The sequence below is a fragment of the Stenotrophomonas sp. C3(2023) genome, from assembly GCF_032911385.1.
Taxonomy (GTDB): domain Bacteria; phylum Pseudomonadota; class Gammaproteobacteria; order Xanthomonadales; family Xanthomonadaceae; genus Stenotrophomonas.
In genome coordinates this window covers 1-20,821 of sequence record NZ_JAWJLO010000001.1, presented here as the reverse complement: position 1 = coordinate 20,821, position 20,821 = coordinate 1, and the positions used below count along the sequence as shown (strand labels likewise).

The 20,821-nt window shown below is 68.5% G+C and carries 16 protein-coding genes; 8 read left to right on the top strand and 8 right to left on the bottom strand.

Translation table 11 applies throughout. The annotated features are described in order from the left end of the window. Window positions 1-26: 26 nt before the first annotated feature. From RZA67_RS00080 to RZA67_RS00060, 5 genes are all read right to left on the bottom strand, one after another. Window positions 27-2,039, bottom strand: coding sequence for an FUSC family protein (locus RZA67_RS00080; RefSeq protein WP_317210485.1), 2,013 nt, complete (start codon window positions 2,037-2,039; stop codon window positions 27-29). Between the two features lie 3 nt (window positions 2,040-2,042). Next, window positions 2,043-3,500, bottom strand: a complete 1,458-nt coding sequence (locus tag RZA67_RS00075) for an efflux transporter outer membrane subunit (RefSeq protein WP_317213761.1) — start codon at window positions 3,498-3,500, stop codon at window positions 2,043-2,045. Between the two features lie 8 nt (window positions 3,501-3,508). Continuing rightward, a complete protein-coding gene (locus RZA67_RS00070) occupies window positions 3,509-4,411 on the bottom strand; it encodes an efflux RND transporter periplasmic adaptor subunit (RefSeq protein ID WP_317210484.1) in 903 nt (300 codons plus the stop codon). After that, on the bottom strand, window positions 4,408-4,617 hold the full coding sequence (locus RZA67_RS00065) for a DUF1656 domain-containing protein (RefSeq protein WP_317210483.1): 210 nt from the start codon (window positions 4,615-4,617) through the stop codon (window positions 4,408-4,410). The genes RZA67_RS00070 and RZA67_RS00065 overlap by 4 nt, the downstream gene beginning before the upstream one ends. A gap of 112 nt (window positions 4,618-4,729) precedes the next feature. Continuing rightward, window positions 4,730-5,191: a MarR family transcriptional regulator gene (locus RZA67_RS00060; protein WP_317210482.1), complete on the bottom strand. Its 462-nt coding sequence runs from the start codon at window positions 5,189-5,191 to the stop codon at window positions 4,730-4,732. 153 nt (window positions 5,192-5,344) lie between these two features. Here RZA67_RS00060 and folE point away from each other — a divergent pair, with 153 nt between their 5' ends. The 4 genes from folE (at window position 5,345) to RZA67_RS00040 (ending at window position 11,614) form a co-directional block, all read left to right on the top strand. Next, window positions 5,345-5,959 carry a GTP cyclohydrolase I FolE gene (gene folE / locus RZA67_RS00055; protein WP_317210481.1) on the top strand — a complete coding sequence of 205 codons (615 nt, stop codon included), beginning with the start codon at window positions 5,345-5,347 and terminating at the stop codon, window positions 5,957-5,959. Window positions 5,960-6,056: 97 nt separating this feature from the next. Continuing rightward, on the top strand, window positions 6,057-7,526 hold the full coding sequence (locus RZA67_RS00050) for a DUF3375 domain-containing protein (protein WP_317210480.1): 1,470 nt from the start codon (window positions 6,057-6,059) through the stop codon (window positions 7,524-7,526). Then, window positions 7,513-8,214: a DUF4194 domain-containing protein gene (locus tag RZA67_RS00045; RefSeq protein ID WP_317210479.1), complete on the top strand. Its 702-nt coding sequence runs from the start codon at window positions 7,513-7,515 to the stop codon at window positions 8,212-8,214. The genes RZA67_RS00050 and RZA67_RS00045 overlap by 14 nt, the downstream gene beginning before the upstream one ends. Before the next feature lie 19 nt (window positions 8,215-8,233). Beyond that, entirely contained in the window at window positions 8,234-11,614 is a 3,381-nt protein-coding gene (locus RZA67_RS00040; RefSeq protein ID WP_317210478.1) for an SbcC/MukB-like Walker B domain-containing protein, read from the top strand. Window positions 11,615-11,887: 273 nt separating this feature from the next. Here RZA67_RS00040 and RZA67_RS00035 read toward each other — a convergent pair whose 3' ends face one another. Continuing rightward, the gene (locus RZA67_RS00035) at window positions 11,888-12,667 is read right to left on the bottom strand and encodes a sulfite exporter TauE/SafE family protein (protein WP_317210477.1); all 780 of its coding nucleotides are present in this window, start codon (window positions 12,665-12,667) and stop codon (window positions 11,888-11,890) included. 90 nt (window positions 12,668-12,757) lie between these two features. On the opposite strand from RZA67_RS00035, the gene RZA67_RS00030 reads away from it, so the two are divergent. Then, the gene (locus RZA67_RS00030; RefSeq protein WP_317210476.1) at window positions 12,758-13,147 is read left to right on the top strand and encodes a YchJ family metal-binding protein; all 390 of its coding nucleotides are present in this window, start codon (window positions 12,758-12,760) and stop codon (window positions 13,145-13,147) included. On the opposite strand, the gene RZA67_RS00025 is transcribed toward RZA67_RS00030, so the two are convergent. Beyond that, window positions 13,144-14,421, bottom strand: coding sequence for a GGDEF domain-containing protein (locus tag RZA67_RS00025; protein WP_317210475.1), 1,278 nt, complete (start codon window positions 14,419-14,421; stop codon window positions 13,144-13,146). The two genes, RZA67_RS00030 and RZA67_RS00025, sit on opposite strands and share 4 nt — an antisense overlap. Window positions 14,422-14,560: 139 nt before the next feature. On the opposite strand from RZA67_RS00025, the gene egtB reads away from it, so the two are divergent. The 3 genes from egtB to RZA67_RS00010 all read left to right on the top strand — a co-directional run bounded on the left by egtB (window position 14,561) and on the right by RZA67_RS00010 (window position 19,090). Further along, a complete protein-coding gene (gene egtB / locus RZA67_RS00020) occupies window positions 14,561-15,841 on the top strand; it encodes an ergothioneine biosynthesis protein EgtB (RefSeq protein WP_317210474.1) in 1,281 nt (426 codons plus the stop codon). Beyond that, on the top strand, window positions 15,838-16,812 hold the full coding sequence (egtD, locus tag RZA67_RS00015) for an L-histidine N(alpha)-methyltransferase (RefSeq protein ID WP_317210473.1): 975 nt from the start codon (window positions 15,838-15,840) through the stop codon (window positions 16,810-16,812). Before egtB ends, egtD begins: the two co-directional genes overlap by 4 nt. A gap of 121 nt (window positions 16,813-16,933) precedes the next feature. Beyond that, window positions 16,934-19,090 carry a lytic murein transglycosylase gene (locus RZA67_RS00010; protein ID WP_317213760.1) on the top strand — a complete coding sequence of 719 codons (2,157 nt, stop codon included), beginning with the start codon at window positions 16,934-16,936 and terminating at the stop codon, window positions 19,088-19,090. Window positions 19,091-19,111: 21 nt separating this feature from the next. Here RZA67_RS00010 and RZA67_RS00005 read toward each other — a convergent pair whose 3' ends face one another. Beyond that, window positions 19,112-20,299 (bottom strand): benzoate/H(+) symporter BenE family transporter, encoded by a 1,188-nt coding sequence (locus RZA67_RS00005; RefSeq protein ID WP_317210472.1) that lies wholly within the window; start codon window positions 20,297-20,299, stop codon window positions 19,112-19,114. Window positions 20,300-20,821 lie beyond the last annotated feature (522 nt).

The window sequence follows — 20,821 nt, the reverse complement described above, 5'->3', positions numbered from 1 at the left end:
CGGTGGTCACCTGCCCGAGCGTCGCGTCACGCGCCCGGGACGGTGGGAAACAACGCCGAGCGCAGGCCGACCAGGCCCATCAGCGCTTCGTCGCGCGCCTTGCTGGCGGTCACCTGACCCACGCGTCCCAGCGACAGATCCAGCCGCTCGCGCAGGGTGTCCTCACCGGCCAAGGGGCGCCGCGCCGCTACCTGGCGGCGGTAGTGGTCGGCCACCGCCTGCAGGATCTGCTCAACGGCTTCGCGGCTGCGCGCCGGCAGCTCCAGCCGTGCACGCCGCAACTGCAGGATGTTGAGCCCTACGCGGGCCTCGGTGAGCATGTCCACCGAGGCGATGTCGCTGCCTTCCGGTGTCGCCGCCAGCCGTGGTGCGAGCAGCCCCAGCAGGTCGAGCATGCGCGCCGCGAAGCGCTGACGGTCCTGCTGGCCGCGCCCCTCGGCGGCTTCGGCCAGCGTGCTCCAGCCTTGCCGCACCAGCCGCCGCGCCGTCCATTCGGCGCCTACCGAGCGGAACAGCCGGGTCATCACCACCGCAAACCCGATACCGATGAACATCGCAATGGCCGAATTGACGAACCCCTGGATGTTGCCGCTGTAGGTGTTCTGGACACTCAGCAGGGCCACCAGGTTCACTGTCAGTGGCAGCGCGAACAGCATGCTCCGTGGATGGTGGAGCAGCACACCCAGCGGCAGGAACACCACCGCCAGCACCAGCACCAGCAGGCTGAACTCATGCACGGCGGGGAAGATGCCGAACTGGTAGACCGCCGCGACCAGGCTGGCCACCACCGCCCACAGCAGGAACGACATCATGCTGGGCGCAGGATCATCCTGCGCGGCGAAGAACGCGGCTGCGACCGCGGCCATCATCGCGCCGTTGCCGCCGCCCTCCCAGCCGAGCCCGATCCACAGCACGCAGTAGCTCATCAGCGCCACACCAGCGCTGAGCGCCGAGAACAGTGCCATGCCGTAGTCGACGTGCCGGTGCTCGCGGTTGCTGCGGCCGGCACGGATCCGATAATGCGTTGGCTGCAGCGGCGCCGTGCCCTGCTCGATGGCATGGTGCAGGGTCAGACAGTCCTGCCACAGGTCCAGCAGCTCTTCCAGGCGCAGCAGCAGGCTGGCCAGTTGCAGGTGGGCCAGCGTGCTGTCCAGCTGGGGTTTGAGCGCACTCAGCCGGGCATGCAGCGCCGCGTGCCGGTGTCGATCGTCGGCCTGTTCGCCACCCAGCCACTGGCCGATGTCATCGATCAGCGTCGGCAGACCTTCCGGCAGGGCCTGGCCGCTGGCGCGCAACGCCGCCAGGCGGTCGGCGATGGAGGACAGCACCGGCAGCAGCAGCAACATGCGCTCGCGCAGGCGCTGCATCGACACGGCTGCGCCAGCATGACGCGGGTCGTCGCGGCGCAGGAATTCGATCAATGCTTCGAACTGCACCAGGTCTGCGGCCAGCCGGTTGCGCGGTGCATGGGCCTGGCCATGTTCAAGAATCCCGCGGCACCACTGCGCGGCATCGCGCATCCAGTTGCCGATGCGGGTGTTGAGCATCGGCCGCACCGAGGCCGGCAGCAGCAGTGCGGCAAACAGCACCGCCACCACCGTGCCGAGGATGATCTCCTCGCTGCGCGCGACCACGGTGTCGAAAATCGTCTCCGGTGAGGTGACCGCCGGGAAGCCGATGAACGCGGCGGTATAGCCGGCCAGCAGAAACGCATAGCCGCGTGGGCCACGGTTGAGCAGGGCCAGGAACAGGCAGCCGGCCAGCCACAGCGACATCACCGCGCTGAGCAGCAGCGGGGTTTCCACCAGATGCGGCAGCATCAGCAGGGTGGCCGCACCGGCCAGCAGCGTGCCGACAATGCGGTAGAGGCCCTTGGCCCGGGTCGGGCCAAGCAGCGGTTGGCTGACGATGTAGACCGTGGCCATCGCCCAGTACGGGCGCGGCAGGTTGCCGGCCAGGCCGATGTACAGCGCGGTGATCGACGCCAGGTAGGTCTTGATCGAAAACAGCCAGCCTTGGCGGTCAAGCAGGGGGTGCATGGTTCACCTGCCTGCCGTGGCCGGTGCGTTGGCGGCACCGGCGTCTTCCCAGCCGCCGCCCAGCACCAGGAACAGGTGGATCTGGTCGCGGGAGACCTGCGCCTGCGCGGCGGCCAGCGTGGCCTCACTGCCGGCCAGGCTGCGGTCGGCATCCAGGCTGGCCAGAAACGGGGTACGCCCGCCCTGGTACAGCCGACGGTTCTGCTCGGCGGCCAGGGCTGCCTGCTGCTGCGCCACCTGCAGCGCCTGCAGCCGGCGCAGGTCCTGCGCATAGCGGTCCAGCGCGGTCTGGGTTTCGCGCAGGGCCTGCAGCACGGTGTGGTCGAACTCGGCCAGCGCGGCGTCGGCACCGGCTTCGGTCGCGCGGATGCGCGCCCGGCTGCCGGAGGAGGGCAGGGTCCAGGACACCAGCGGACCGAACGACCATTGCTGGGTCAGCGGTTCGCCGAAGTCGGCCAGCAGGCCGGCCGCGCCGACCGAGGCGCCAAAGCGGATGTCCGGGTACAGCTCGGCGGTGGCCACGCCGATCCGCGCGGTGGCCGCGGCCAGCCGGCGCTCGGCCTGGCGCACGTCCGGGCGACGCTGCAGCAGGGCACGCCCATCGCCCACCGGCAGCGCCTGCGCCAGTGCGGGCGCCTGCGCACAGTCGACCACCCCGGCCGGCAGCTGGCCGGGGGTCTGCCCCAGCAGTGCAGCCAGCGCGTGGGCGGCTGCCTGGCGCTGCGCCTGCAACGGCGGCAGCGCGGCCTGCAGCTGGGCCACCTGCGCATTGGCGCGGGCCAGGTCCGGGGCGGTGCCGCGGCCGGCGGCGATCAGCCGCTGGGTGATTTCACGACTGCGCTGCTGCAGCTGCAGCGACTGGTTGGCCACGTGCAGCTCGTGGTTGGCATGGCAGATGGCCAGATAGTTGTCGGCGACCTCGGCCACCACGGTGATCCGGGCCAGGTCGCGCGCTGCCGCCACGGCCTGTTCGTCGGCGCGCGCGGCCTCGGCGCCGCGCTTGAGCTTGCCGAACAGGTCCAGCTGGTAGCTCACCGCGAACCTGCCGTCGGCCAGGTTGATCGGCGGCAGCGTGTGCTCCAGCAGGAATGACTCGGCCGAGAGCTGGGCGCGGCTGGCGCCGGCGTCGGCCTCATACTCGAACCCCCCGGCATCCAGCGCCTGTTCGTACATCGCAGCGGCACGGCGCAGGTGTGCATCGGCGGCCTTCAGCTCCACATTGCCGGCCAGTGCCTGTTCGACCAGACCGTCCAGTACGGCATCGCGGTAGAGCGACCACCAGCGGGCGGGCAGCGGTGCATCGGCGGTGACCTGTGGGTTGCCGGTGTCGAGGAAGGCCGCATTGGCCTGCGGACGCTTGAAGGCCGAAGCGTCCGGCACGGCGTAGTCCGGGCCTACGGTACGGCAGGCGGCCAGGCTGGCCAGTGCGGCCAGCAGCACCAGGCGCGGCAGACGCGGCAGACGGCCGCTCACGGGGCGGCCTTCGCGCTGGTGCCCGGCGCTGCTGCGCGGGCCTGTACGGTCACGGTGGCAGTGCGCCCGGCGATCAACTGCATGTCGCCTGGCACATCATCAATGGCGATGCGCACCGGAATGCGCTGGGCCAGCCGCACCCAGTCAAAGGCCGGGTTGACGTTGGGCAGCAGGCTGCTGCCCTGGCTGCGGTAGCGGTCCTCGATACCGGCGGCGATGCTGTCCACATGCCCGTGCAGGGGACGGGCGTCACCCATCAGCCGGATGTCCACCGCCTGCCCGGGCACCACGCCCTGCAGTCGGGTTTCCTCGAAGTAGCCGTCGATGCGGAACGAGCGGGTATCGAGTACGGCCAACACCGGCTTGCCGGCGACGACGTAGTCGCCCACGCGCACGGTACGGTCGTTGACCCGGCCATCGCTGGGCGCGCGCACTTCGGTGCGGGCCAGGTTCAATTCGGCCAGGTCCACCGCCGCCTGCGCGGTGGCCAGGCCGGCCTGCGCCGCCTGCAGCTTGGCGCGGCGCACCTCGGCATCTTCGGCCGCCACCAGATCCTGCAGGCTGCGGTCGCGGCCGATCTCACGACGCAGCTGGCTGACACTGGCCTGACGTTCGGCCAGCGCGGCACGGGCCTGCGCCAGTGCGATGCGGTAGCGCGCACGGTCGACCACGAACAGCAGGTCGCCCTGCTTCACCATCTGGTTGTCCTGCACCTTGACCGCCTCGACGAGACCGGAGACATCCGGGGCGACCTGCACCACATCCGCCCCGACGTGCGCATCGCGGGTCCAGGGCTCATCCATGTAATGCACCCAAAGCTGGCGCAGCACCAGCAGGGCAACGATCACCGCCAGCACGGTCAGCACCGGGGGCAGGGCTTTGTTGACGATCTTGTTCACGATTGGATCCAGCGCAGGAGATGGAACAGCAACCCAAGCACGATGCCGTACAGGGCCAGGTTGAACAGGGCGGGGTGCCACACGTGGCGATAGGCACCGGCGCGTTGCAGCAGGGCATGCAGCCCGCTGTTGAGCACGTAGGCCAGCAGCATCAACCCGAGCAGGGTCGGGAAGAACACGCCATGGATACTGAATTCACCGGGCATCGGCAGGGGACCGTGGGGCAGCGGATGGGAGAGGGAAATGCGGGACGAAAAACGAAAAACGAAAAACGCCGCTGGCGCCTTGCGGCGCCGACGGCGGATCAGATGAGCAGGGTCACGTGACCCGGTCGGCGGCCTCGGACAGCAGTCGCCACACCTTCACCACGGCCTGCAGCTCGTCCAGCGAAAGCGCGCCGAAGACGTCCTGACGCAGGTCGATCAGCCGCGCTTCCAGTTCGCTGACCAGACGCTGGCCCTCGCCGGTAAGCCACAGCAGGTTGGCGCGGCGGTCGCTGGCATCGCTCTCGCGCCGCACCAGCCCACTGGCCGAAAGCTTGTCGAGCAGGCGCACCAGCGAAGGGCCTTCCATGTTCAGCTGCTGGGCCAGTGCGACCTGGCGGATGCCACCGCCTGCGCGGCCGATCATCAGCAGCGGCATCGTGCACGCGGTGGAGATGCCATAGCTGCCCAGCGTGGTGTCGGCCAGCCGCTGCCATTGCCGCCCTGCGGAAAGCAGGCCGGAGCTGAGCTGCATCTGCAGCCGGGTACGCGGGTCGAGGTCGGGCGGTGTGGTCATGGCAGATAGATAGGATACTACTAATTACGCAACTATCAATATCCCTGGCTGAACCGGGCGTGCAGAGGGTGACGGCCTCTGCACCGGCCGACGCGCGACGGCCATGCCCCCGGTCGGGTACGATGCACGCCCCCGTCCGGGACGCTGTAGGCAATGAGCAAGAACGACAAGAATTCCTCCGCCCAGCCGGGCGATGTGACCCAGGCGCAGGCCGAAGACGCCGTGCGCACCCTGTTGCGCTGGGCCGGTGAAGACCCCGCGCGCGAAGGCCTGCTGGATACCCCGCGCCGCGTGGCCGAAGCCTATGGCGACTGGTTCAGCGGCTACCGCGATGACCCGCGCGCCTACATGGAGCGCACCTTCGAGGAAGTGGCCGGCTACGACGAGCTGATCGTGCTGCGCGACATCGAGTATGAAAGCCACTGCGAGCATCACATGGCACCGATCATCGGCCGGGTGCACGTGGGTTACCTGCCTGCCGGCAAGGTGGTAGGCATCAGCAAGCTGGCGCGCGTGGTCGAGGCCTATGCCCGCCGTTTCCAGGTGCAGGAAAAGATGACCGCGCAGATCGCCCAGTGCATCCAGGACGTGCTGCAGCCGATCGGCGTGGGCGTGGTGGTGGAAGGCGCGCACGAGTGCATGACCACCCGCGGCATCCACAAGCGTGGCGTCAGCATGGTCACCTCCAAGATGCTGGGCAGCTTCCGCGAGGACGCGCGGACCCGCGCCGAATTCCTGCGCTTCATCGAAGTAGGCGGCAAGCGCTGAACGCGCCTTCCCGTGGCTGCCGGCCGCACAGGCCGGTACCGCACCCCGTGCGCGGCCGGTGGCCGCGCCGCGCCCATCCGGACAGACCTTTCGCTGCATGAAGCACCGCGAACGCATTACCCGTTATCGCCATCTGCGCGAGCAGCCGCAGTGGAAGCTGCTGGCGGCCGATCATGCCCCGGAAATCATCGGCCTGCTGCAGGGCCTGCTGATGGACGGCGAGCGCACCCTGCCGGCCGCTGTGCTGCACGAGCGTCTGCAACGTGCCCTGGACCAGCTCAACGGCGAGGAGCTTTCGCGCGAGCTGCCGCGTACCGCGCAGGCCTACATGGCCCACTGGCTGGCACAGGGCTGGCTGGAGCGCCGGCTGCCCGAGGGGGCAGACCAGGAGCAGTACGAGCTTTCCACCCAGGCACTGCAGGCGATCCGCTTCGCCGACAGCCTCGAGCAGGCACGCGTGGCGGCGACCGAAAGCCGGCTGGCGCTGGTGATCGAGCAGCTCGCGCAGCTGGCGGCGCAGACCGAGGCCGACCCCGACGCACGGCTGTCGGCCCTGCGCGACGAGCGCGACCGCATCGACGCCGAAATCGAGCGTGTCGGGGCGGGGCGGGTTGCTGCACTGGACGGCAAGCGCGCGCTGGAGCGCGCCCGTCAGATCATCGGCCTGGCCGATGAACTGACCGAGGATTTCCGCCGCGTGCGCGACGACTTCGAGAAACTCAACCGCGACTTCCGCGAACGCATCATCGACGACGAGGGCGAGCGCGGCGACGTGCTGTCCAAGCTGTTCGAGGGCGTGGATGTGATCGGCGAGAGTGACGCAGGACGCAGCTTCCAGGCGTTCTGGCGGCTGTTGAACGACGCCGAACAGAGCGCGCAGCTCGATGCCGCGCTGGAAACGGTGCTGGCGCGGGGGTTTGCCCGCCGCCTGGACCGCAACGAACGCAACTTCCTGCGTGGCTTCACCAGCACCATGCTCGAGCGCGGCGGCCAGGTGCACGACGTGCTGCAGCACTTCGCGCGCAGTCTGCGTGGCTTTGTGCAGAGCCGCGGGTATCTGGAACAGCGCAGGCTCAACCAGCTGCTCAAGCAGGCCCAGTCCGAAGCGCTGGCCCTGCGTGATGATTTCGCCGCCCAGCGCCCGATCGGCCGCGACCTGCAGCTGACCACCAGCCGCCTGCGCTCGTGGTCGCAGTGGAAGCTGCACGATCCGCGCAGCGCGCAGGTCGACGGCAGCGTGACGCGCAACGACGTGGCCGCGATCAGTCTGGAGAGTGTGGGGGATCTGGTTGCCTCGTCCGAGATCGATTTCCGTACGCTGCGCCATGACCTGCACGACCTGCTGGGTACGCAGCCCCGTCTGAGCATCGCCCAGGCGCTGTCGCAGCGTGCGGCACCGCAGGGGCTGGGCAGCGTGATCGGTTACCTGTCGCTGGGCACGCGCTTTGGCACCGTGGTGGAGGGCGAGCAGGAACTTGCCCATTGGCGCGGCGGTGACGGGCAGTGGCGACGTGCCCGCATCCCGCTGGTTTGGTTTACCCAGGAGAAACGCCATGAGCTGGCATGAAGATCCCATCGAAGCCGCACGTGTGGACGAGGCTGACGACGCCAGCGAAGCCGAACCGGTGGTGGTGACGCCGCTGCCGCGGCGGGGCAACGATGTCTTCTACATGGGCGACACCGGCCGCCTGCCGCTGGATGCGCGCCGCGCGCTGTGCCAGCTGCTGATCGGCCCGAGCATCGACCAGCTGCGCCACGCCCGGCTGTGGCCGGCGCTGCTGCGCAGCGAAGCCAACATCCGCTCCGCACTGTCCGACCTGTTCCTCGAACTGGTGCTGGACCGCGACAGCGGCGTGGCGTTCACCCGCCAGGCTGACACCGAAGACGTCGAGGCACCGGTGCTGCTGCGCAGCTCGCCGCTGACCTTCATCGACTCGGTGCTGCTGCTGTACCTGCGCCAGCAGCTGGCCGAGGCCGATGCACGTGGCAACCGCGCCGTGGTGGCTGACACCGAGATGGCCGAGGCGCTGGCGATCTACGAGAAGAACCTCTCCACCGACCGCGCCGGCTTCAACCGCCGTGTCGCCTCGGCGGTGCAGAAGATGAAGGACAACCACATCCTGACCCGCCTCGCCGGTCAGGATGACCGTCACGAGGTGTCGCCGGCGTTGAAGCTGCTGTTCTCCGCCGAAGACGTCTCGGCGCTGTCGGCGGTCTATCGCCAGCTGCGCGAAACCCCGGCTGCCGAAGCCTGACCGGAACGAAACAGAACGCATGGCCATTTCCAAGCACACTCCCGCCCTGTTCACCGAAGGTCTGCCGGACCCGCGCCAGCAGCAGTTCCGCATGCGTCGGCTGCAGGTGCACAACTGGGGCACGTTCAACGGCCTGACCGAGGTGCCGATCGCCGAGCGCGGCTTCCTGTTCGTCGGCCGCTCCGGCTCGGGCAAGTCGACCCTGCTCGATGCCATGTCCGCGCTGCTCGTGCCGCCGGCCATCGTCGACTTCAACGCCGCCGCGCGCGAAGCTGAACGCAGCGGCCGCGACCGCAATCTGGTCTCCTACGTGCGTGGCGCCTGGGCCGACCAGCAGGACCGTGGCACCGGCGAGATCGCCACGCAGTACCTGCGCAAGGGGGCGACCTGGACGGCGCTGGTGCTGGAGTACCGCAGCGGCGATGGCCGTGTGGTCAGTCTGGTCCGCCTGTTCTGGATCGCCGGCAACGGCGCGGCGGCGGCCGACGTGCGCAAGCATTACCTGATCGCCGAGCGGCCGTTCGACATCGCCAGGGATCTGGGTGGATTCGACCTGGACCTGCGCAAGCTCAAGCAGAAGCTCGCCGACGTCCACCATTTCGACAGCTTCACGGGCTACGCCGAGCGCTTCCGCCACCTGCTGGGGATCGAGAACGACATGGCGCTGCGCCTGCTGCACAAAACGCAGTCGGCCAAGAACCTCGGCGACCTCAACGTCTTCCTGCGCGACTTCATGCTGGATACGCCGCGCACTTTCGACGCTTCCGAACGGCTGGTCAGTGACTTCGCCGAGCTTGATGCAGCCCACCAGGCGGTGGTGACCGCACGCCGGCAGGTCGAAACCCTGCAACCGGCACGCGCGCTGCATGACGAGCTGAAGGCGATGAACCGTCGCCGCAGCAGCGATGAAACGCTCAAGCTGGGTATCGACAGCTTCCGCGAGTCGCGGCGCCAGCAGCTGCTGGAAGCGCGCCTGCGCGAGCTGGACGTGCGCGACCGCGGACTCCTCGGTGAAGAAGCCCAGCGCCGCTCCGCGTTGGACAACCACACCGCGCGTCTGGGTGAGCTGGAGCTGCAGCGCCGCCAGCAGGGCGGCGAGCGCATCGAGGAACTGGAGCGCGAGCAGGGCCGGGCCGAAGCCGAGCGGGACCGCCGCCAGGCCAAGCGTGAGCAGGCGCAGCACGCGGCGCAGCAGCTGCAGGCGGTGTTGCCGGACAACGCGCATGGGTTTGCCGAACTGGTCGACCGTGCGCAGAACGAGTTGACCGACCGCGAGCGGGCTTCGGCAGCGCTGGACGATGCGATCAGCGAGCGGCTCGGTGGCAAGCGCGATGACGAACGCCGCTTCGCCGAGGTGCGCGCCGAGCTGGAGGCCATGCAGCGCACGCCGTCGAGCATCCCTGCGCCACTGCAGAAGCTGCGCGCGCGGCTGGCCGAGGAAACCGGCCTGCCGGAGGCCGCGCTGCCGTTCGTTGGCGAGCTGATCCAGGTCCGTCAGGACGACCTGCCCTGGCAGGGCGCGATCGAGCGCGTGCTGTTCGGTTTCGCCCAGTCCCTGCTGGTCGACGACAAGCATTACAACGAAGTAGCCGACTGGGTGAACCGGACCCACCTCGGCATGCGGTTCACCTACTACCGCGTGCGCCGCAACGACGAGGCCTTTGCCCGCGAACCGTCGGCACGTTCGCTGCTGCACAAGCTGGAGCTGCGCGAGCACGTCTTTGAAGGCTGGCTGCGCCGCGAGCTCGGCAAGCGCTTCGACTATGAGTGCGTCGACGCCCGGCAGCTGCGCAACGTCGACCGCGGCATCACCCGCGAAGGCCAGGTCAAGCATCCCGGCGACCGGTTCGAGAAGGACGACCGCAGTGCGGTCACCGACCGGCGGCGATGGCTGCTGGGCTTCAACAACCGCGACAAGCTTGCGGTGTACGAGAAGGAAGCGCAGGAGCTGGCCGAGCGCCTGGCCGGCTGTGACAGCGACGTGGCACGTCTGCGCAGTCAGCGCGAGAGCGACAACCAGCGCCGTCTGGCCTGCAGCCAGCTGGTCAACATCAGCTGGAACGAGATCGACGTGGCCGCTCCGCTGCATCGCCTGGCGGACATCGAGCAGAACCTGCGCGAGCTGCGCGAAGGCAATGCCGACCTGGCCCGCCTGGCCAGCCAGATCGACGCGGTGCGCGCCGACATCGAACAGGCACGGCGCACCTACGAAGACACCCGGGTAGAGCGTGGCCAGCTGGTCAAGGAGCGCGACCGCCTCGACCGCGCGCGTCAGCAGAGCCGTGCGCTGGTGCTGCCGGCGCTGGGCGAGCATCAGGAAGCCGGGCTGCAGCAGCGGCTGGACGCGCTGGGCACGCTGAGCCTGGAGACGCTGGAAGCGCACATGCGCCAGGTCGGCAATGCCATCAACGAGGCGCTGTCGAGCTCGCAGCAGGAACTGAACCGGATCGAGAACCAGCTGGTCGGCTGCTTCCGCCGCTTTGTGCAGGCCTGGCCGGAAGAATCGGGTGACTTCACCGTCTCGGTGGCATCGGCCGACGATTTCCTGGCCCGTCTGCAGCGCCTGGAGCGTGATGGCCTGCCGCAGCACGAAGAGCGTTTCTTCGACCTGCTGCAGAACCAGAGCAAGAACAACCTGCTGGCCCTGCAGCGACACAGCGCCGAAGCGCGCAAGTCGATCGGCCAGCGTCTGGACGAGGTCAATGCCAGCCTGGAGCAGGTGCCGTTCAACCGCGGCACCCTGTTGACCATCGAGCTCAGCGACCGCCGCCTGCCCGAGGTGCTGGAGTTCCACCAGCAGCTGCGCGAGGTGCTGTCGCAGCAGCAGACCGAACAGCGCGACGTGGCCGAATCGCAGTTCGCCGTGCTGCGTACCCTGGTCAACCGCCTGGGCTCACAGGAAGGCGAAGACAAGCGTTGGCGCGAGCTGGTGCTGGACGTGCGCATGCACGTCGAGTTCATCGGCGTCGAGCTGGACGCTGCCACCCGCCAGCAGGTGGAGATCTACCGCAGCGGTGCCGGTAAATCCGGCGGTCAGCGGCAGAAGCTTGCCACGACCTGTCTGGCGGCCGCGCTGCGTTACCAGCTCGGCGGTGCCGACAGCCAGCTCCCCAGCTATGCCGCGGTCGTGCTCGACGAGGCCTTTGACAAGGCCGACAACGAGTTCACCGCGCTGGCGATGAACATCTTCGACAACTTCGGTTTCCAGATGGTGGTGGCCACGCCACTGAAGTCGGTGATGACGCTGGAGCCCTTCATCGGCGGTGCCTGCTTTGTCGAGATCAGCGGGCGCCACGATTCGGGTGTGCTGCTGATCGAGTACGACGAAGAAGGAAAGCGCCTGAAGCTGCCCGAGCGCAGCCGTCAGCAGGCCGCCGAACCGGAAGAAGCCAGCGCCTGACGACCCGTAGAGCCGACCCATGGTCGGCTCACCGCGCGAAGCGCGGCACGGCGGATCAAGCGCGTGACGACCAACGGTCGTCACCTACCGGAGCAAGGCCCGCGCGGCGACGTTGCAGCTGTAGCCGACCCCACGGTCTGCGCACCGCGCGCAGCGCGGTGCGTCGGATCACGCGCGTGACGATCAACGGTCGTCACCGACCGGAGCAAGGCACGCTCAGCGCGGTGCGGGCGCCGCGCTCAGACCGGACAACAGCCGACCGTGGGGTCGGCTCTACCCGCCGGCGAAGGTATCCCAGCCCATCCGCGCGATCAGCACCACGACCAGTCCGACGAACAGCTTGCGGATGAATGGCGTGCCGCCGCGCAGCGCCAACCGGGTGCCGACCACCGAGCCGGTGATGTTGGCCGCCGCCATCGGCAGCGCGAACAGCCACAGGATGTTGCCGGTGGGCGCAAAAAAGGTGAGCGCGGCCACGTTGGTCGCCAGGTTGACCACCTTCGAGGCAGCCGACGCACGCAGGAAATCCAACCCGAAGAAGCGCACGAACAGGAAGATCAGGAAGCTGCCGGTACCTGGGCCGAAGAAACCATCGTAAAAGCCGATCGCTGCGCCGATCGCCAGCGCGATGGCCAGCTCGCGACGCCCGATCTCCCGAGGCCGATGCAGCGCGCCGAAGTCCTTCTTCCACAGGGTGTAGGCGAGCATGGCCACCAGCAGCACCAGCACCAGGGGGCGCACCGCATCTTTGGGTAGCAGGCTCACCGCTGTGGCACCGGCGAAGGAGAACACGAAAGCCGTGGCCGCCGCGAACAGCACCGGGCGCCAGGGAAAGCGCACATTGCGCGCGTAGCGCCACGCGGCTGCCGCTGTGCCGAAGGCCGAGCTGAACTTGTTGGTACCAAACAGCATCGCGGGCGTGTGCTGCGGCAGCACGGTGAACAGGCCGGGCAGCTGCACCAGCCCGCCGCCACCGACGGCGGCATCTACCAGGCCGGCAATGAAGGCGATGGCTACCAGCCAGAAGAGTTCGGGTGGAATCAGGTCCAGCACGGCCGGTCACGTGGTTGCAGGGGGCGCCAGCATACGCCTGTGGCGTGCTTATGGCTGACGGCAGGCATACGGACAGGGGAGAATGGGCGCATGAGCAATCCGTCCAGCGATCCCTGCCCCTGTGGCCTGCCTGCCTCGTATGCCGACTGCTGTGGCCGCTGCCACGCCGGCGCGCCGGCTGGCAACGCCGAGCAGCTGATGCGCTCGCGCTACAGCGCCTATGTCCGCCAGCAGGCGGACTATCTTCTGGCCACCTGGCACCCGCGCACGCGTCCGGTCGAGCTGTCGCTGCAGGATGCTCCCGGTCAGCGGACGCGATGGCTGGGGCTGAGCGTGCACGAGCACCGCGTTGACGGCGACCGGGCCGAGGTACGGTTCACCGCGCGCTACCGGATCGGCGGCGGCAGTGCGGTCAAGATGACCGAGCACAGCCGCTTCGAGCGTATCGATGGCCGCTGGTACTACCTCGACGCGGTCTAGGCTCGCGCCTGGGTCGCTGCGACAGGCGCCCGATGGCAGCGCACGCAGTTGCGGCCGTCGCCCTTGGCAGCGTACAGCGCCTGGTCGGCGGCCTTGACGACCTGACGCGCGGGGCCGACGTCGCTGTCAGCCAGGCCGATGCTCACCGTCACCTGCACCATCGGGCCGCAGCCCCCGGTGCCACGCCGTTGTCGGCCTGTCGCGTCGTCGCGGCTGCGGGTGCTGCGATCACGCAGCTGCATGCGGCTGCCTGCGATGTCCTCGCGTACCGCCGCAACGGCATCCAGGCACTCGGCCGCGCTGCGGTCGAGGAACACCAGTGCGAACTCCTCGCCGCCGTAGCGGAATGCGCGTCCGTCCTCGGCCACGGCGGCAAGACGCGCGGCCACCAGCCGCAGCACATCGTCGCCGGTGTCGTGGCCGTGCGTATCGTTGAAGATCTTGAAGTGATCCACATCGACCATCGCGATGCTGTACTGCGCACCGGCGCGCTGTACGTATTCATTGAAGGCGCGCCGTCCGGGCAAGCCGGTCAGCTCATCGCGGAAGGCCATATGGAAGCCTTCCTGCAGCACGGCAGCAATCAGCAGCAGCAGGGCTGCGCTGCTCAGCGCCGGCAGCAGGGCAGGCTGCAGAAATACCCGTGGCAGCATCCACCACAGCGCAAGCAGGCCCAGCAGCATGGCGCTGTGTAGTGGGCGGGGCCGCGTCCAGGCCTGCCAGCCCAGCGCCAACGCGGCGATGACGAACAGCAGGGTCGGCAGCTGGGCCAGCCGGCTCCAGTGCGCGGGCAGCCAACCCCAGTGGCGGTCGGACAGCAGATCATGCATCGCCTGTGGCGACTGCGCAGCGAGCAGCACGAACAACGCCGGCCCGGCGCTGGTAACCGTCGCCCGCAGCAGCAGTTCGCGGCGTGTCCGCCCGCGCTCGGGCCATAGCGCATGCAGTGCGAACAGGAGCGGCAGCCAGGCGCTGAGAGCATGGAAGCGCAGGGGTGTCAGCGGGTCGATGCGACCGCTGCGCAGCCAGCTGCCGACCTCGCTGTGAAGCAACGAAAACGCGGTGACCACCAGCAGCAACAGGCATAGCGCACGCACACGGTGATAGGCCAGGGCCAGGCCGCAACCCAGGCTGGCCAGCAGCCAGGGCAGCACCGCCTGGCTGCTGCGGCCGACGTCGCTGCCCGGCGTTGCCTGCCAGAGCACCAGTGCGGCTGCCGCGGCAGGCACGATGAACAGGTAATGGCCTGGCTGGCGAAGCGGGTGCAAGAACAATCGGGATTCCAGCGCGGAACGACGAGGCCGCAGCACAGCCTTTAACGGCGAGACCGTCGCCAACTTGAACAGGCGGCGGCGCATGCTTCAGCGCGTGGCCATGACGCAATGCTCACCCCCGCTCGACGATGCTGCGTCCATGTCACGTGAATCCGTTGTAGCACCGGCCCCCGTACTGCACGCGCAGCGCGACCGCTTCGCGGCGGTTCGTGCGCGCAGCCTGCACCTGGCTGCGCCGCTCAGTGCCGAGGACGCGATGGTGCAGAGCATGCCCGACGCCAGTCCGACCAAATGGCACCTGGCCCACACCACATGGTTCTTTGAGCGTTTCGTGCTCGCCGACATGGCGGATTACCAGAGCCGTCAGCCGCAGTGGAACTACCTGTTCAACAGTTACTACAAGGGCATTGGTCCAGCGCATGCGCGCCACCAGCGTGGGCTGCTGTCGCGGCCCAGCCTGCAGGAAATCCTCGACTACCGCGCAGAGGTCGATCGCATGGTGCAGCAGCGGCTGGTCGACGGTGACCTCAGCGAGGCGGGATGTCTGCATCTGCTGCTTGGCCTGCAGCACGAGCAGCAGCATCAGGAGCTGCTGCTCACCGACATCAAGCACGCCCTGTGGAGCAACCCGCTGCAATCGGCCTACCGTGAGGACCTGCGCTCCACCGCCGGCACTGCGGCGGCAGCCGTGCTGCAGTGGCAGGAGCGGGCTGAGCAGATCGTCGAAATCGGTGCCGCCGCCTGGCCAGCGGCCGGCACGTTCGCCTACGACAACGAATCACCGCGCCATCGGGTGCTGGTCGCCGCGCACGCCTTGGCCAACCGGCCGGTCACCAATGCCGAGTACTGGCAGTTCATCGATGCGGGTGGCTACCGGGAGGCACGCTGGTGGATGAGCGAGGGCTGGGCACGCTGCGAAGACGAAGGCTGGCAGCATCCGCTGTACTGGGACGATGCGCTGCAGCGTGAGTACACCTTGGCCGGCTGGCGCGACCTCGATCCGCACGCCGCCGTGTGCCATCTCAGCTACTACGAAGCAGACGCCTACGCACGCTGGGCCGGCGCGCGGCTGCCGACCGAGTTTGAATGGGAAGCCGCTGCCGCCGGCCGCGCGGTGGAGGGCAACTTCGCCGATGACGAGCGCCTGCACCCCGGTGCGGGACAGGGCAGCGGCATGCTGCAGCTGTTCGGCGATGTCTGGGAATGGACCAGCAGCGCCTATGGCGCTTACCCCGGATTCCGCACTTTCGAGGGCAACCTCGGCGAGTACAACGGCAAGTTCATGTGTGGGCAATGGGTGCTGCGCGGCGGTTCCTGCGCGACCCCGCACGGTCATGTACGGGCCAGCTACCGTAATTTCTTCGATCCATCAGCACGATGGCAGTTTGCCGGCCTGCGCCTGGCCAGGGATATCGCATGAGTACCGTTGCCGACGCGCTGCAGGCGCTGACTGACCTCACCCCGAACCGCGAGCAGGTGCTTGCCGATGCCCTTGAAGGGCTGCAGAGCACGCCACGCCGCCTGCCGTCCAAGTATTTCTACGACGCCAGAGGGTCGCAGCTGTTCGAGCAGATCACCCGCACACCCGAGTACTACCCGACGCGCACCGAACTGGCGCTGCTGCAGAACTGTCTTCCGGATGTCGCGCGGCGGGTGGGGCCCAATGCGCACGTGGTCGAACTGGGCAGTGGCAGCGGCCGCAAGACCGCGCTGCTGTTGGCGGCGCTGCAGTCGCCGGTGGCCTACACACCGATAGAAATATCGCGGGCCGCCCTGTTGTCGAGCATCGAACGATTGGCCCCGGCGTTGCCGCAGGTGCAGATGCTGCCGGTCTGCGCGGACTTCACCCGGCCGGTGCAGGTGCCCGAGCCCGAGCAGGCGGCCTCCCGACGTCTGCTGTTCTTCCCGGGTTCCACGCTGGGCAACTTCGCCGAGGAGGAGGCGGTAGCCCTGCTGCAGGCCATGCGCAGCACCATGGGCGAGGATGGCCTGGCGCTGGTCGGTATCGACCTGCACAAGGACACGGCCATGATCGAAGCCGCCTACAACGACGCCGCCGGCATCACCGCAGCCTTTACCTTGAACCTGCTGGAACGGCTCAACCGCGAGATCGGTGCCGACTTCGATCTGCAGGGCTTCCGCCACCAGGCACGCTACAGCCGCGAGCGCCTGCGCATCGAAACCGACCTGGTCAGCCAGCACGAACAGGTAGTCCACGTGGACGGCAAGCCGTTCCACTTCGCGACGAACGAGCCGATCCGGGTGGAGTACAGCCACAAATACACTGATGACAGCTTCGACGCGCTGCTGCAGCGCTCCGGGCTGCAGGTGGCGGCCAGCTGGAACGCCCCGCACCCGGCCTTCGGCCTGCGTCTGCTGCGCGCGCGTTGATCGCGCGCCTGGCCGGGTCTTTCCGCCGGTCCGGCGCTTGCCCTACCATGCCGTGCATTCGGCAGCACGGAGGACGCCCATGTCCCTGACCCATCCGCTGGCCCTGGCCGGCCTGCTGGCAATGACCAGTACCGCCGCCAGCGCGCAGAACGCACCGGTCGCGCCCGAGCAGGCGGCCTTCCGCAGCTGCATCAGCACCCTGCAGCCGCAGGCGGTGAAGCAGGGCATCAGTGCCGCAGGTTTTTCCCGGCTGACCGCCGACCTGGTCCCGGACCCCAGCGTGCTCGGCCTGCTCGACGCGCAGCCGGAGTTCAGCACACCGATCTGGGATTACCTCGCTGCGCTGGTCGACGCCGAGCGGGTCGACGACGGCAAGGCCATGCTGGCCACCCACCGTGCGCTGCTCGAGCGCGTATCAGCGCAGTACGGCGTAGACGCTGCGACCATCGTCGCCGTCTGGGGCGTGGAGAGCGACTACGGCCGTGTGTTCGGCAAGCGTCCGCTGCTGCAGTCACTGGCCACGCTGTCCTGTGCCGGTCGTCGGCAGGCCTTTTTCCGCGGTGAACTGCTGGCCCTGCTCAAGCTGATCGATGGCGGTGACCTGCAGGCGGACGGTCTGGTCGGCTCGTGGGCGGGCGCGTTCGGGCATACCCAGTTCATGCCCAGCACCTATGCCCGCATTGCGGTGGACGGCGATGGCGATGGCCGCCGTGACCTGGTGGGCAGCATCCCCGACGCGCTCGCGTCCACGGCCAACTATCTCAAGCGCGCCGGCTGGCGCACCGGCCAGCCGTGGGGCATCGAAGTCCGCCTCCCCTACGGTTTCGATGCGAGTCAGGCGGGCCGCACCAAGCGCAAGCCACTGTCGGCCTGGCGTGCCCTGGGGATCACCCCGCTGGACGGCAGCCGCCTGGCGGCGCCGGCGATCAGCGACGACAGCAGCGCGGCGCTGCTGCTGCCGGCCGGTGCCAAGGGCCCGGCCCTGCTGGTGTTCCGCAACTACGATGCGATCTACAGCTACAACGCCGCCGAGAGCTACGCGCTGGCAATCGCCACGCTGGCCGATCGTCTGCGCGGCGGCAGCGGCCTGGCCACCGCGTGGCCGACCGATGACCCTGGCCTGGGCCGCGCCGAGCGGCGCGCGCTCCAGACCCTGCTGGCGGCACGTGGCCACGATATCGGTGCCATCGACGGCATGATCGGCACCGCCAGCCGCCGCGCCATCCAGGCCGAGCAGCAACGTCTGGGTTGGGCCAGGCCGGACGGCCGCGCCGGCCGGCGCATCCTGCAGGCGCTGCAGCAGGAGTCGGGTGCGCCGGTGTCGGCGCCCGCCGCCAGCGCCGTTACCCGCTTTACCCTTCCCGGCAACTACAACGCGCTGCAGTCGCCGGCGCTTCGGAGCAGTCCCAACGTGCAGCAGATTCCCGGTGTCAGCAGCGGTCAGTTCCAGGGGTTGGACGCCTGGTTGGTGGAAACCCCACAGGCCACGGCCGCCATCAGCATCTTCGGTGGCCAGCTGCTGTCCTTTGTTCCCAAGGGACAGCCGGACGTGATGTGGCTTTCGCCCACGCGCGCCGCCCTGCCAACCCCGATCCGTGGCGGCAGCCCGGTGTGCTGGCCGTACTTCGGGCGGCAGGGGCAGAGCAACGACGTGCCCTCACATGGTTTCGTGCGCACCGTGCCGTGGCAGTTGCAGGGGGCGCGGCAGCTGGCCGACGGCAGCATCGAGCTCGACCTCGCGCCGCCCACGCTGGACTCCCTCGACCTGCGCCTGCGCATGCTGGTGCGCATCGGTACCCAGCTGCGCCAGGAACTGATCACCGAGAACACCGGACGCGAACCGGCCACGATCAGCCAGGCGCTGCACAATTACTTCCGCGTCGGCGATGCCACCACGGTCGAGGTTGACGGGGTGGACGGTCTGGACTACCTGGACAAGTACGAGAACTACGCCCGGCCGCGCCGCCAGCAGGGTCCGTGGACCCTGCGCGACCCGCGCGACCCCGGCCGCAGCGACCGGATCTACACCCAGGCCGGCGGCCGCTATGTGCTGCGTGACCCCCAGCTCAAGCGGCGCATCACCCTGCAGACCGAAGGCAGCCGCTCACTGGTGGCATGGAACCCGGGTGAGCAGGCTGCAGCGAAGATGGCCGACGTCGGGGCAGGGTGGCGCAACTACGTCTGCCTTGAGGCTGCCAATGCGGGGCCGGACGTGGTGACGATCAAGCCGGGTGGCCGCCACGTGCTGGCCCAGACCCTGTCCAGCACACCGCTGTAGGGCAAGGACGCCGCCTGCAGCTCACGGTGTCGCGCGCGGGCGCAGCACCAGCAGGCACAGGCCGCCGGCGACCAGACCCCAGAACGCCGAGCCGATGCCGCCCAGCGACAGCCCCGAGGCGGTCACCAGGAAGGTCACCAGGGCGGCCTCGCGGTCCCGCTCTACCGCCAGCGCACTGGCCAGGCTGTTGCCGATGGTGCCGAACAGTGCAATACCGGCCACGCAGGCCACCAGTTCCTTGGGGAAGGCCGCAAACAGCGCGGCCACCGTGGCACCGAACAGGCCCATCAGCAGGTAGAAGCCTCCAGCGGCAACCGCAGCGGTGTAGCGCCGGGCTGGATCCTCATGGGCCTCGCGGCCCATGCAGATGGCCGCCGTGATCGCCGCCAGGTTCAGTGCAAAGGCACCAAAAGGCGCCAGCGCCGTGTTGACCACCCCGATCCAGCCAATCAGCGGTGAGATTGGCGCGGTGTAGCCGGAGGCGCGCATCACCGCGACCCCGGGGATGTTCTGCGAGGCCATGGTGACCGCGAACAGCGGCAGCGCCACGCCGATCACCGCCGGCCAGGACAATGCAGGCGTGGTCCACACCGGTACCGCCATCTGCAGGTGCACGCCTTCCCATTGCAGCTGGCCATGACCGGCTGCCACGGCGATGCCGACCAGCAGCGTGGCGACCACTGCATAGCGGGGGAACAGGCGGCGCCCGACCAGCCAGGTGGCGAACATGGCCAGCGCCATGATCGGCCGGGTGCCCATCGAAACGAACACGTCCAGACCGAAACGCAGCAGCACGCCGGCCAGCATGCCGGCAGCCAAGGCCATGGGCACCCGCTGCATCAGGCGGGCGAACACGCCAGAGAACCCCACCAGCATGCCCAGCACCGCGGCAAGCAGGAAGGCGCCGATGGCCTCGGGCAGCGGGACGCCGCCCGCACCCACGACCAGCATGGCGGCACCCGGGGTGGACCAGGCCGTGACCACGGGCATCCGGTAGCGCAGCGACAGCCCGATGCAGGTGACGCCCATGCCGATGCCCAGCGCCCACACCCAGGACGCGATCTCCTGTTGATCGGCACCTACGGCCTGTGCGGCCTGGAAGACGATGACCGCCGAGCTGGCAAAGCCCACCAGCACCGTGATGAAGCCGGCCACCACTGCAGGCGCGGAGATATCCCGCCACCAGGCCCGTCTTGCTGCTACCTCCATTGCCATCACTCCTTGCAGACAAGCGGCATTGATACCTGCTGCAGGGCAGGCTGCGCAACGCGCAGCCTGCCCTGCAGGGGCCTGCCGCGATCGTTGCAACGTGCATGAGGCCGGACCCGTCATCGTCCTTGAGTCGTATCGTCATCCTCCTGAAAAAAAGAAGTTGACGAATCCCGCCAGATCTCTACAATTCGCCCCCTTGCCGCAACGCGACGATTCCCCGGAATCCCGCGCTGCGCAGACGCCTCCACCGCCGGACGAGATGATCGAACGAAGGTGTTGACGGACTGGAAAAGTCCGGCATAATAGGCGGCTCGCAGCGACGAAAGCCTCTCGGGGCCGACCTCGAAGCAGCATCGACAACAACGTCCACTTCGGTGTGATGGCCTTGAAAAAAGGTGTTGACGAAGCGGATTTGCCGGCTATAATGGGCGGCTTCGCTACGAAGGAAACTTCGCAGCAGACGGGACAGGCGCTGAGGCCGACTCCCACGATCTTTGAAAGTATGCGCAGGTATCTTGT